The sequence below is a fragment of the Streptomyces varsoviensis genome, assembly GCF_000718635.1.
In the GTDB taxonomy this organism is placed as follows: domain Bacteria; phylum Actinomycetota; class Actinomycetes; order Streptomycetales; family Streptomycetaceae; genus Streptomyces; species Streptomyces varsoviensis.
In genome coordinates, this window is the sequence record NZ_JOBF01000001.1 from 517,602 (window position 1) to 529,584 (window position 11,983).

General features: G+C 71.1%; 13 protein-coding genes. 8 read left to right on the top strand and 5 right to left on the bottom strand.

The window, feature by feature from the left end:
- Positions 1-97 precede the first annotated feature (97 nt).
- Positions 98-1,027 (bottom strand): NADP-dependent oxidoreductase, encoded by a 930-nt coding sequence (locus tag IF55_RS02200; protein WP_030881942.1) that lies wholly within the window; start codon positions 1,025-1,027, stop codon positions 98-100.
- 107 nt (positions 1,028-1,134) lie between these two features.
- Here IF55_RS02200 and IF55_RS02205 point away from each other — a divergent pair, with 107 nt between their 5' ends.
- The 3 genes from IF55_RS02205 (at position 1,135) to IF55_RS02215 (ending at position 3,184) form a co-directional block, all read left to right on the top strand.
- A complete protein-coding gene (locus tag IF55_RS02205) occupies positions 1,135-1,539 on the top strand; it encodes a winged helix-turn-helix transcriptional regulator (protein WP_048831416.1) in 405 nt (134 codons plus the stop codon).
- A 63-nt stretch (positions 1,540-1,602) separates the two neighbouring features.
- A complete protein-coding gene (locus IF55_RS02210) occupies positions 1,603-2,070 on the top strand; it encodes an ester cyclase (protein ID WP_048831417.1) in 468 nt (155 codons plus the stop codon).
- A gap of 157 nt (positions 2,071-2,227) precedes the next feature.
- Positions 2,228-3,184, top strand: a complete 957-nt coding sequence (locus IF55_RS02215) for a Rieske (2Fe-2S) protein (RefSeq protein WP_398244130.1) — start codon at positions 2,228-2,230, stop codon at positions 3,182-3,184.
- Positions 3,185-3,324: 140 nt separating this feature from the next.
- On the opposite strand, the gene IF55_RS02220 is transcribed toward IF55_RS02215, so the two are convergent.
- The 4 genes from IF55_RS02220 to IF55_RS02235 form a co-directional block, all read right to left on the bottom strand.
- Positions 3,325-3,825: a flavin reductase gene (locus IF55_RS02220; protein ID WP_030881956.1), complete on the bottom strand. Its 501-nt coding sequence runs from the start codon at positions 3,823-3,825 to the stop codon at positions 3,325-3,327.
- A gap of 155 nt (positions 3,826-3,980) precedes the next feature.
- The gene (locus tag IF55_RS02225; protein WP_030881958.1) at positions 3,981-5,159 is read right to left on the bottom strand and encodes an acyl-CoA dehydrogenase family protein; all 1,179 of its coding nucleotides are present in this window, start codon (positions 5,157-5,159) and stop codon (positions 3,981-3,983) included.
- A 226-nt stretch (positions 5,160-5,385) separates the two neighbouring features.
- Complete coding sequence (locus IF55_RS02230; protein WP_169767179.1) at positions 5,386-6,768, bottom strand: PucR family transcriptional regulator; 1,383 nt, start codon at positions 6,766-6,768, stop codon at positions 5,386-5,388.
- 287 nt (positions 6,769-7,055) lie between these two features.
- Positions 7,056-7,211 carry a hypothetical protein gene (locus IF55_RS02235; protein ID WP_211269926.1) on the bottom strand — a complete coding sequence of 52 codons (156 nt, stop codon included), beginning with the start codon at positions 7,209-7,211 and terminating at the stop codon, positions 7,056-7,058.
- Here IF55_RS02235 and IF55_RS38120 point away from each other — a divergent pair.
- From IF55_RS38120 to IF55_RS02255, 5 genes are all read left to right on the top strand, one after another.
- Positions 7,210-7,350 (top strand): hypothetical protein, encoded by a 141-nt coding sequence (locus tag IF55_RS38120; RefSeq protein WP_211269927.1) that lies wholly within the window; start codon positions 7,210-7,212, stop codon positions 7,348-7,350. The two genes, IF55_RS02235 and IF55_RS38120, sit on opposite strands and share 2 nt — an antisense overlap.
- 496 nt (positions 7,351-7,846) lie before the next feature.
- Positions 7,847-8,527: a hypothetical protein gene (locus IF55_RS02240; RefSeq protein ID WP_030881964.1), complete on the top strand. Its 681-nt coding sequence runs from the start codon at positions 7,847-7,849 to the stop codon at positions 8,525-8,527.
- Between the two features lie 27 nt (positions 8,528-8,554).
- Positions 8,555-9,790 carry an FAD-dependent oxidoreductase gene (locus IF55_RS02245; RefSeq protein ID WP_030881966.1) on the top strand — a complete coding sequence of 412 codons (1,236 nt, stop codon included), beginning with the start codon at positions 8,555-8,557 and terminating at the stop codon, positions 9,788-9,790.
- A 216-nt stretch (positions 9,791-10,006) separates the two neighbouring features.
- Positions 10,007-10,864 carry a HisA/HisF-related TIM barrel protein gene (locus IF55_RS02250; protein ID WP_048831420.1) on the top strand — a complete coding sequence of 286 codons (858 nt, stop codon included), beginning with the start codon at positions 10,007-10,009 and terminating at the stop codon, positions 10,862-10,864.
- A 10-nt stretch (positions 10,865-10,874) separates the two neighbouring features.
- Entirely contained in the window at positions 10,875-11,900 is a 1,026-nt protein-coding gene (locus IF55_RS02255; RefSeq protein ID WP_048831421.1) for a zinc-dependent alcohol dehydrogenase family protein, read from the top strand.
- The last annotated feature ends 83 nt before the right edge of the window (positions 11,901-11,983 follow it).

Below are 11,983 nucleotides of genomic sequence, written 5' to 3' on the forward strand. Positions count from 1 at the left end.
CTGAAGTGGTGATCTGACCGCGGTGTGAAGAGGGGAGGGGTGGCCGGCCGCTCGCCATGGGCGGAGGGCCGCCCTCCCTGGCGTCACCGCGACGGGGTCAGAGCGTGAGGACGAGCTTGCCCCGGAGGTGGCCGTCGTCGAGCACTCGGTGCGCGTCGGCGACGCGCTCGAACGGGAACGTCTCCTGCACATGGACCCGGAGCCGCCCCTGCTCGACGAGGTCGACCAGAGCGCGCAGGCCGACGGGGTCGGGGTCGACGGCGATGCCGCTGAAGCGCATGCCGGCGGCCTCGTACCGGGCGATGAGCCGCGCGTTCTCCTCGGCGACCGCCGTGACCAGGTGGCCGCCCGGGCGGAGTACCGCGAGCGACCGCTCGGCGGTGTCGCCGCCGAGCGTGTCGAGCACGACGTCGACATCGCGGACCGCCTCGGCGAAGTCGACGGCCGTGTAGTCGATCACCTCGTCGGCGCCGAACCCCTCCACGAACTCGCGCTTGCTCCCGCTCGCGGTCGCGAAGACGTACGCGCCGAGCGCCTTCGCGATCTGGATCGCGACGTGTCCGACCCCGCCACCGCCGCCGTGGATCAGGACGCGGTCGCCCTCGGACACGCCGGCGAGGTCCACGAGGCCCTGCCACGCCGTCAGCCCGACGACAGGCAGCGCCGCCGCCTCGACGTGCGAGAGCGACGCCGGCTTGCGTATCAGGTGCAGCGCCGGCGCCGCGACGGCCTCGGCGTACGCGCTCGCCGCCCGCGGGAACAGCGGCATCCCGAACACCTCGTCGCCGGGCCGGAACCGCCACGTCCGCGGCGCCTGACCGACCACGCCGCTGATGTCCCAGCCGAGGACGAATGGCGGCCGGCCGAGCAGCGGGAACTCACCGGCGCGCAGCCGCGCCTCCAGCGGGTTCAGGCCGATCGCCTTGACGTGGACGAGGACCTCGGTGGGCAGGGGCTCGGGCTCCGGCGCGTCCACGATGGTGAGCACTTCGGGGCCGCCGAAGGACTGTTGGGTGATGACTCGCATGGCTTTCCTGGCTTTCGAAAGGGTGCGAAGGGCTTCGCGCGGGGGGAATCGGTGGGGAGAACCCCACGCTACGTTTCCGATAGGAACCCGCAGGTACCGTTGGCGCCATGAGCGGTTTCGGTCCCGGCGACCCCTTCCTCGCCGACTGCCCGGCGCGTATGGCAGTCGAGTTGATCGCCGACAAGTGGACGGTGGCCGTGCTCTACGGCCTCAGCAGGGGCCCCGTGCGCCATGGCGAGCTGATCGAGGTGATCGGCGGCATCTCGCGCAAGATGCTGACCCAGACGCTCCGCCGTCTGGCCGATCACGGCCTCGTCCGCCGGCACGCCTACGCCGAGGTGCCGCCCCGCGTCGAGTACGAACTCACTCCGCTCGGGGAAACGCTGATCGAGCCGATCCACATGCTGACCGAATGGGCGATGGCCAACGGCGACGCGGTGCTCGACGCACTCGACGCGGCGGCCCCCGAATCGGCCGTCCCCGATCCGGCCGTCCGCGGTCGTCGTCCGTAGCGGCCCGCTGCGTAGGGGTGAGAATCCGCGCCGCGGGCCGCGAGGCGCGCTATGAACACGAGCATGGAACAGTACGACAAACGCGGCACATGCGACAAAGGTGTGGCCCGGCGCTTCCTGGAGGAGACCCAGGACCGCAACCGCGAAGCCGCCTACGCCGAGCTGTGCACCGCCGACTACCTTGAGCACGATCCGTCCATGCCGCGGAAGACGGTGGGCCTGGCCGAGGCCACGCAGGTGTACCGCGAGCTGATCGCGGCCTTCGGGCTCCGGCACACGGCGGAGAGCCTGATCGCCGAGGGCGACCTGGCCAGCGCGCGGTTCACCGTGCGCGGCCGCCACACCGGCGAATACCAGGGAAATCCGCCGAGCGGCAGAAGCTTCGAGGCCACCGGCCAGATCACCCTGCGATTTGACGAGGGAAAGATCGCCGAGACCTGGATCAACTGGGACCTGCCCGGTGCCTTGGAACAGCTCCGACCTGGCCCGGGGGAGGCCGACACACCCTCGATTGGGCGGGAGCGACCGTAATCGAGGGCTGAGGAGGGCTGAGGAGGGCTGAGGAGGGCTGGGGAGGGCTGGCGAGGCGCGCGGTTTCGCGATCGTACGGGCGTACGGGCGGGGGCCACGAGAGTGGCACGGGCCCGCTGCCTGTTTGGGAAGCCATGGCGGAGGTCACTCGGGAATCATGCGGTTGCCTTCAGCGGGTTCCACGAAGTTCGCGTCAGATGTCCGGGACGAGGTTCGAGACGAGGTTCGGAGCGCGGTCGGTGAGCGGCCGGCCGAGGCTGCGTTCCTGAAGTTCCTCGACTCCATGGGCGGCATGGAGGGGCTGGACCGGGCGGTCGGCCCGGTGCGGCGACTGGTCCGTGCCCTGCCACTGGGGCGCGGGCGCGATGTGCTGCACGGTCGCCAGCTCGGCCACCCTCTGCACCCCCTCCTCGTCCAGCTCCCCATGGGCGCGTGGCTGTCGGCCGCCGCGCTGGACCTCGTCCCCGGCGGTCGGCGCGGCGCCCGCTTCCTGGTGGGCCTCGGCGTCGTCTCGGCGGTGCCCGCCGCGCTGGCGGGCTGGGTCGACTGGGCCGAGCAGCACGAGCAGCAGATGCGCGTCGGCCTGGTGCACGCCGCGTCGAACGCCGTGGCCATCGGCCTGTACGCCGGTTCCTGGACGGCTCGGGGGCGCGGCCGGCGGGGCTGGGGCCGGGTTCTGGGGTTCGCGGGGCTCGGCGCCGCGAGCGTCGGAGGGATGCTGGGCGGACACCTCGCGTATCGGCAGGCGGCCGGTGCCAACAAGAGCGAACCGGTCCCCCATCTGCTCGACCCCGAGTGGCAGAGCCTCGGCACGGTGGGCGAATTTCCCGTCGGCGAGGCCGTGCGCAGGGAACTGGGCGAGGTGCCCCTCCTGGTGGTGCGCCAGAGCGATACCGAAATCCACGTCCTGGCTGACCGGTGCAGCCACTTCTCCGGCCCGCTCTCCGAAGGCAAGCTCGCCGACGGGTGCGTCGAGTGCCCCTGGCACGGCAGCGTCTTCCGCCTGTCGGACGGCTGGAACGTACGCGGACCGGCCACCGCACCGCAGCCCGCCTTCCAGACGCGCGTGGACGGCGACGGGACCGTACGCGTGAGGCTTCCCGGGGCGGGGTGAGTCTCGGCCGCCCTGGCCCCATCCCGGCGCGGCCGTGCGCGGGAGGGGCCGGATCGGACCTCCCGCGCACGACGTTCCAGGCCACTACGGGTGTGTCGGCGTACGGGCGTACAGGGTTACGGACCTACAGGCTTACGGGCCTACGCGCCCAACCGGTGGAAGTCGCGGTTGTGGTAGACGAGCCCGTCGCCGCCGCCGTCGCGCCGTACGCGGATCTCTTCGACCCCGATGAAGAGGACGCTGTGGGACCCCATCGGCGTTTGCTGACGCAGCACGCCGGTCATCGTCACCGGCGCGTCGCGCAGCACGGGCACCTGTGCCGTCGGCTCCCAGACGTCCCAGGCGAAGCGTTCCTCCATCGCCACCTTCGTGGCTCCGGAGAAGTGCCGCGCCAGTTCCGCCTGGCCTCCGCCGAGGACGTTCAGCGCGACTCGGCCGTTGCGTACGAAAACATCGTGCATGGCGCTGTTCCGGTTGACGCACGCCAGGACCGTGGGCGGGGTGTCCGTGACCGAGCAGACGGCGCTCAGTGTGATCCCGCACCGGCCGGCCGGCCCGTCGGTGGTGAGAATGTTGACCGCCGCCGCCAAACGCGCCATGGCATCCCGGAATTCCACTCGGTCCGCTGTGCTCGTCGTCATCTTCGATTCCGCCCTTGTCCTTGTCCTGCTGGGTCCTGCTCGGTCCCGCTCGGTCCTGCTCGTTCGTGTCCCGACTCGTCGGGTTTCGCCACCGCGCCTCTTGCCGCTTTTCGAAGTACGGCGTCTTCTAGGCGATTTCTAGGCGATCTGAGGTGTCAGATGTTCATGGCGATGGGCTCGTCGATGCCGACCAGCGCACGCCCGTAGGCCTCGCGGGCCAACTGTGTGTTGAGGAAGCCGTGGCGGCTCGCCGTCTCAAGGTCGCGCCAGGCGCGCTGCAGCGGATTGGCCTGAGCGAAACCGCTCGCGCCGTGGATGTCGAGCAGCCGCGCCATCGCCTGGCGGCAGCTCTCCACCGCCGTGGTGATGTCCATACGGGCGCGGGCCCGCTCGACCAGGCTCATCGCGGTGCCCGAGGCGACCGCGGCGTCGATCGCGTCGGTCGCCCGCTGTGTGTGCATCCGGGCGGTGTCCAGGTACTGGGTCGCCTCGGCCAGCCAGAGCTGCGTCACCACCGCCTCCGGGGCGGACGGGTAACGGCTGTAGACGACCTTCTTCTTCGCCGCCAGCGTCTCGTGGACCAGGTCCAGCGCCCCGTGCGTGGCGCCGAGCAGCGGGCCCGCCATCATGGCCGATCCGCCGATCCCGCTCAGGATCGTCTGCTCCGGGCTCCTCTCGCCTGTGGCGGCCATGACCCGTTCGGCCGGGACGAAGAGGTCCGAGGCCACGAGGGTGTGGCTGCCGCTGCCGCCCATGCCGGCGACCCACCAGTCCTCGTCGATGGTCAGGTCACTCATCGGAACAGTGAGGCCGTGGACGGTCCGGCCGCCGTCCGGGGTGGTGCCCGTGGCCAGCACCATCGCCCACCGGCTGTGTGAGCAGCCCGACGCGTACCCCCACCGGCCGGTCAGCCGGACCCCGCCGTCGACCGTCTCCACCTGGCCGGCGGTGGGGTTCAGCGAACCGCACAGCCATGCGTCCGGCCCCTCGCCGTACAGGGTGGAGTTGATGGCGGGGCTCTTCGGGGAGACCGCGATCTGCCCGCTGACCCCCACCACCCAGGCGGAGGAGGCGCATCCGCGCCCCAGTTCGGCCGTCACCGCGGTGAGGGTCCCGATGCCGTGACCGTAACCGCCGCACTCGACGGGCACGCATACCCGCGCGAACCCCGCCTCGGTGATCGCGGCGAGGCTCGCCTCGCTCACGTGCCGCCGCTCCTCGGTCTCGGCGGCGTGCTTCCTGAGCAGCGGTACGAGCGCGGCGGCGCGTTCCACCAACTCCTCGCGGGTGGGGACAGCGCCGTACTCGTGGCCGGGGGCAGTCGTCGTCGTCATCGTCATGCTCGCTTCACTCGATGTCCTGGTCCGGGGTTCCGCCCCGGTGGAACCGAGTCAAGCCGAGCGGCACGGTGCTTCTCTTGTGACGGCGACCAGAGATCAGGCCGGTCTTTGTGATGGCGAGCAGGGGGCGGCTTGGATTTCGTGATGGCGAGCAGGGCCCGGCCCGGCCGTCGTGCCGGCGAACGGGGCCCGGCCCGGCCGTCGTGCCCGCGCGCAGAAATCACTCCGGTCGCTGTGCCGGTGGCCCGAACACCTCGATGAAGGTGAGGGCCGCGTGTACGGCCAGCCGGTCCTCCTTCACCGTGCGGCAGCGCAACTGCTCGGCCTTCTTCACCCGGTACAGCACGGTGTTCTTGGCGATGTGCAGCCGCTCGGCGACAGCGGAGACGGCCCGGTCCTCGTCGAGGTAGACCCTCAGTGTGGTCCGTAGCTCCGCCATCGCCGGGTCGTCGGCCGCGAGCGGCCCCAGCACCCGGGTGATGAACTCACCGGCCGCGTCCGGACGGGCGTTCAGGAGTATCGGCAGCTCAAGTCGCTCGTAGTCGTATACGGGCCCGGGGAACTGCCCTACCCTGCCCGCCCGTTCGGCCGCCAGCGCCTGCTCGTGGGAGCGGCGGAAGCCGGCGAGAGCCGACCCAGGGCGGCCCAGCGCGACCCGCAGATGAGGCGGGAGGCGCCAGTTCCGCGATGAGGAATCCTTGTCGGCGCCCGGCTCGGGCAGCCCGCCGACTCGGCCACCCCACGCCCACAACTTCGCCGTGCCGGTCGGTACCAGCAGGATCGAGGAGCAGCCGGCGGACTTCAGCAGCCGTGTCGCGGCGTCGGCGAGATCGCCGGCGCCGTGGGACGGGCCGGTGCCGTGGGACGGGCCGGTGCTGTCGGTGCTGTCGTACGGCCCGGTATTGGCGGTCGAATCGGAGTGGACGATCGATTCGGTGTCGTCGGTCACATCGCTCTCGGACCAGGCGATGAGCGCCAGGTGGTGCACGGTCAGGTCGTAGGACAGCCGGGACATGGCGCGGTCGCGGCCCACGTCCCTGCCCGCGAGGATGTCCCGCACCATCTCCTGTCGGGCCGCCGCGGCGCCCGCGAGCCAGCGGTCCCGGACGACCGTGAACTCCTGCGCCATCAGGGCGCTGAGCGCGGCCATCCCCTCGAACAGGTCCGCGGACATCTGCCGCATGCCCTCGGCCTGGCTCTCCGTGGGCAGGTGGGCTCGGCACCAGTCGAAGAGCCTCCCGAGGAAGTCCGCGTGGAAGAGTTGGACGCCCTGTAGTCCCACGTCCACCGATACGCCCCTCGGCACGGCTTCCTTGACCAGCACGGAGATCTCGCCGCGCAGGGCGGCGGGCAGGGTGTGGTCGCCCGTGAGGGAGACGACGGCCGCCAGCGCCAGCGCCTCGTAGAAGCGTTGCGGCCGGAAGTGGATGTAACGGGCGTCGGAGAGGTCGCCGTCGTTCCGCCGGGAGGCCATGGCGCGGCCTGCTTCTACGGCCCATCCCGCCGCTGCCCGCCCCACCCGGGCGACCGCCTCGGCGACCAGCATGGGATCGGAGATGGTCGAGCTGATCACCGTCTCGTCCTCGGGCCGCAGCCTCCTCAACCACGAATCTTTCGGCGTCGGACTCCCCGCCGTGTCCCCCGGCGAGCTCCACTCAGTGCTTCCCGCCGCGCTCATGAGGCCCCACGTCGGCGCGCGAAACGCCCGTCGCCCATCTGCTGCCCGCTCTCCGTGTGTACGTAAGTAGTTCCGTCTTTCGGCGCCTTGTACGGTACTTCGCCCCGAGGGCTTGCCTGTGCAGAGGTACGGGGGCGTTGGCCGACGGCAAGCGGGCCGCACCGGGCTGGCTCCGCCCGCACTGGGGCCCCTCATCCGCTCTCTATCCCGGCCTATACGGACAGTCGCCGCAGCCAGTCCATCAGGAGCTGCTGTTCGGCCTTCGTGAGGGCGCTCTGGCCGGGCAGCGCGGCGCGCAGGGCGCGGGCGGCGCCGGCCGGACCTGGTTCCCGTACGGCCCCCTCCTGGGTGGTGACGGTGGTGATCATGGATTCACGCAGGGCGACGAGGAGCGCGGGGTCCCGCTCCTTCCTGGAGAACTCGCCCTTTACCGACGAGCAGAAGGCCGACATAGGCCATCGCAACGGGGAACGCCGCACCGCCCGCGCCAAGCGGCCGTCGGCCTGACCGTTCTGGGCCGCCGAACCTGCGGCTCGCCGGGTGGTGGGGCCGGGTGACCCTGCGGCGCCGGGATGGCCGAGCACGTACCGCCGATGGCCAATGGCCGATCGTCGATAGCCGATCGTCGATCGCCCATCGCTTTCGGAGTTACCGCCTCCGGCGTTGTCGGGCGGCCAGGAATGCCCGCTCACCGTTGGCCGGATTTCGATGCGGCCTTCTCCGTCGACCCGGTGATTTCGTAGTTCTCTGATGTGCCGGGAACCGGCAGCCCTCCATGCGTCGTCTGCGATGCGGATTTACGGCCAATGTTCGCTGCGGCCGGTTGGAGTGGCGCTCAGGGGTTAGCCGAGACCTAGCTTCTGATGAAAAGGCGCGGGCGAGGCCGCCCTTTGGAGCATTGCCAGGTGATTTCTGAGGCGCGCCTTCGAAATGGTTGTGCCCGCGCGCCGGTTCAGAAAATTGTCATCTGGCCTCCCGTGTCAATCGAGGAGAGGAACAGGTCATGGTCAATTCGTCCGTCACCGCCGTCGAGCTGGCCGCGCGGCTCAGCGAACTCCGGGAGCGCGAGCCCGTGGGCAACGCGCTGCTGGAGGCCGCCGCGAAGGGGCGGCTGTCCGAGGAGTCGCTGCGGCGCATGATCGGGACCGAGGCCCATTGCCACACGGCCGAACTCGCGGCGTACGGCACGCTGCTCGCCCGGTTCCCGCACCGCCCGGCGGCGGACCTACTGATCCGGCTGGCCCGGCTGGTGTGCGATGCCCAGCCCAAACTGCGGGACTGCGCGCGGGCGCTCGGGATGGAGGGCGATGTCCACGCGCAGCGATGGCCGACCGAGTACGCCGCGTACGCGTTCAACGGCACCCTGAGCTGGCTGGCCTCCCAGGGCACACAGGCCGCGTTCGCTCTCGCCGGCTACGCCGATATGCAGGTGTATTTCGCCGGCTGCGCCGAAGCGATCAGGCGTGTGCAGGAAACACCGCTGTACGTGCCGCAGGAATTGCTCGACTACTACGACGACGAGGCCCCCGACGAACTGAGTCAACTCGCCCTGGACGTCGTACAGGACGGCCTGGACCAAGGCGACGACCCAGATGAGACGGTCTTCTGCGCGCGGCTGCTGGAGGAATCCATCGGGTACTTCTGGCGCGCGGCCGCGGGCACCCCTGAAGCGCTGGGCGCGTGACGGCCTACGGCGAATGGAGGTGAGGACATGAGGATCGGCATCGTCGGGGCGGGAGTCGCCGGGCTGGCCACCGCGTGGCTGCTGGACGGCGTGCACGACACGCTGGTGCTCGAAGCACGGGAAAGCGTCGGCGGCAATCTCCGCTCGGCGTACGTGCCCGACAGCACAGGGGCCCCCACCGCGCTCGAACTGGGGGTGCAGGAAGTTCCTCTGCACCTGACGACCGTGGTCGGAGAGTTCGCCAAAGCCGTCGGACTGGAAGATCAGTGGGAGGAAGTGCCCCCAGGCCGCGCCATAGTCCACGACGACGCGCCCTCGCCGCGGTCGGCCGGCGTCCCGCGCGTCACCGGCGACGAGGCCCGGGAGGCGGAAGGGCTGCTCGCCTCGCACGCCGCGGACTGGGAGCGGAAGGAAGTCCCGTGGACCACGACGCTGGCCGAGCTGGTGGAGCCCTGGGACCTGCCGCGCCATGTCAAGGTCCAAGCGGTGTACGCCCTTCCGGCCTCGGTGTTCGGCTGCGCTCCGGTCGACGCCCAGCATCTGTCGGCCCGCGCCGTGGGACCGTTGTTCGCCGATCCCGGCCCGGGGGCGGATGCCCGCACGTACCGGCTGCGCGGCGGAATGCAGTCGCTCGCATGGCAGTTGGCCCGGCAGTGTCCGAACACCCGGATCGTGAACGGAGCCGCGGTTCGCCGAGTGCGCCGCTTCAACGGCCAGTTCGAGCTGGTCGATTCGGGCGGTGCGCGACACATGGTGGACGCCGTCGTCCTGGCGCTGACCGCCGAGGCAGCGCGCTGCGTCGTGGGGGCGCTCGGTGGTGCGGGCCCGCTGCATCGCCTCCTGGGCGCCTACGACTACAACGACCTGGTCTACGGAGTGCACAGCGATCCGTGCTACCTGCCCGCCGAGCGTGGCGAGTGGGCGCCGATGACCATTTCGCTGCACGGGGCCTGGGCGGAGACGACGACCTGGCATGAACTGCCCGACGGCGACGTGTTCGTCAGCCAGCTCACCCATCGCGAGACGCTGCCCCGCGCGTCGCTGACCTCGACGGCGTTCCGGCTGCTCCAGCCCACCCCGGCGATGCTGACCGCCCAGAGCGAACTGCTGCGCCTGCAGGGCGAGGGCGGGCTCTACTTCGCCGGCCACATCACCACCCCCCTCGACGACCTCGACAGCGTCCTGGGCTCGGCCGTCGCGGTCGCCCGCAGGCTGGCCCCCGACAGCCCGCGCCTGACCCCCTTCGCGGGCGCCGCCGGATAGCGATTCGACACAGCCATTGGACAGCGGCCATCGGACAGCGGTCAGTGAACAGCGGCCATCGGACAGCGGTCAGTGAACAGCGGCCATCGGACAGCGGTCACTGAACAGCGGCCATCGGGCAGCGGCCATCGGACAGCAGTCACTGGACACAAGCCATCGGACACAAGTCATCGGACACCAGTCATCGGACAGGAACCATCCGACAGGAGCGACACCATGACCGAGCCCGTGTTCCACAGCCAGCGCGACCACGTCGGCGATCTGGTGATCCCTTGTGTGGACGTGGCGAACGGACGCGCCACCGAGCCCAGCCGCATCGCCGGTCTGGACGACCCCGGCGATGTCGCGGCCATCGTCGCGGCCTACGCCGCCGGCCACGCCCGCAAGGTCTTCCTGGACGTCTTCGACGCGTGGGACGCCATCGACTACCTCCCGCCCTTGCTGCGCGACATCAAGGCATCGGGCGTCCGGCCGCTGGTCTCCGTGGCACACGGTGATCTTCCGTCCGTGATGCACGCCGGCGGTCTGCTGGAGGCCGGCGCGGACGCGTTGTCGGTCAGTACCAGCCTGATCGAGAAGCCGGGGACCGTCGAGGCGGCGGTCCGGGAGTGGGGCGCCGGACGGCTGATGGGCGTCGTCAACTGCCGCCGGACCGGGCCCGGTCGGTGGGGCGCCTTCACGCACGACGGCGAGAAGGACGCCGGCGTCAGCGCCGTCGACGTGGCCGAACGGCTGGCGGAGCTCCAAGTCGGCGCCGTTCTCGCCAACAGCATCGACCGGGAAGGCACTGGCGACGGTTTCGACCTGGAGTTGCTCCACGCGATCGCCGCCGCCTCGGGGCTGCCGGTCATCGCCTCCGGCGGGTGCGGAACGCTCGACCACCTCACCGAGGCGCTGGCCGCGGGCGACGCGACGTACGTACTGGTCAACAACATGCTGCACAAGGGGCAGTACGGCATCGAAGAGGTCCGCGACCACCTGCTGGCCCACTCCTCCTTCTCTCCTTCCTCCCGCTCGTCGCCCTCTTCTCCCACCTCCCCGCCCTCTCCCTCTTCCGACGACACGGCCGAGTGAGGCGGCCACGATGCGACAGATCGTCTTCTCCCGCTACGGCGAGCCTTGCGACGTACTGCGGCTGAGCGACCGCCCCGTGCCGGAGCCCGGGGCCGGGCAGGTGCGGGTCCGGTTGCACGCCAGCCCCGTGAACCCCTCCGATCTGCTGCTGGTCCGCGGCCGTTACGGGCGTCCCGCGGCCTTCCGGTCCGGTCCGCATCCGGATCGGAGCACCGCCTCGCCCGTCGGCTTCGAAGGGGCGGGCGTGGTCGACGCTGTCGGCGCCGACGCGCCCCTCCGCGTGGGGGAGCGGGTGGCGGTCTCCGCGCTGGGCACCTGGGCCGAGTACGTCGTCGCCGACGCGGCCGATGTCGTTCCGGTGCCCGAAACCCTCCCCGACGACGTGGCCTGCCAGCTCACGATCAACCCGGTCACGGCTCAACTCCTCCTCGACGAACTGGACGAGCTGTCCGTGGACCAGGGCGACCTCGTCCTGCTCACCGCGGCCGGTTCCGCCGTCGGCCGGATGCTGGTCCGGCTCGCGCACGGGCGTGGGCTGCGCTGCCTGTGCCTGGTACGGGACGAGCGGCACCGGCCCGCGTTGCTGGAGGCCGGTGCCGAGGCCGTACTCGTCCAGGACGACGAGGGCGTCGGGCGGCGGCTGGCGGCGCTCGCCGACGGGCGCGGCGTCGCGGCCGTCCTCGATGCCGTGGGCGGAGCCGCCGGGACGCTCGCCCTGCGGGCGCTACGCGACCAGGGGCGGTTCATCAGCTACGGCATGTTCTCCGGCCGTCCCGTCTCCGTCGACCCGGACGAACTGGTCTTCCGCGGCATCACTTTGACCGGGTTCTGGCTGCCGGAGCGTCTCGGCCGGCTGCCCGCCGACGAGGTGGGGCGGCTGATACGAGGCATCGCCCGGCGGCTCGCCGACGGACAAGCCGGGGGAGAGTCCTTCGCCGTTCCGGAGGCCGAGCGCTTCGACCTGGCCGACGTCGCCCGCGCCGTACGGCACACGCCGAGCCCCGGACGCATGTCCAAGGCCGTACTGACGAGTTGAAGCCCTCTCGCAGCGCGTCCCCCGCCGCGCACGCCCCACTCCCATCAGCCGCCCACCCCCTATCGCCCCTCAAGTTCGCCCCC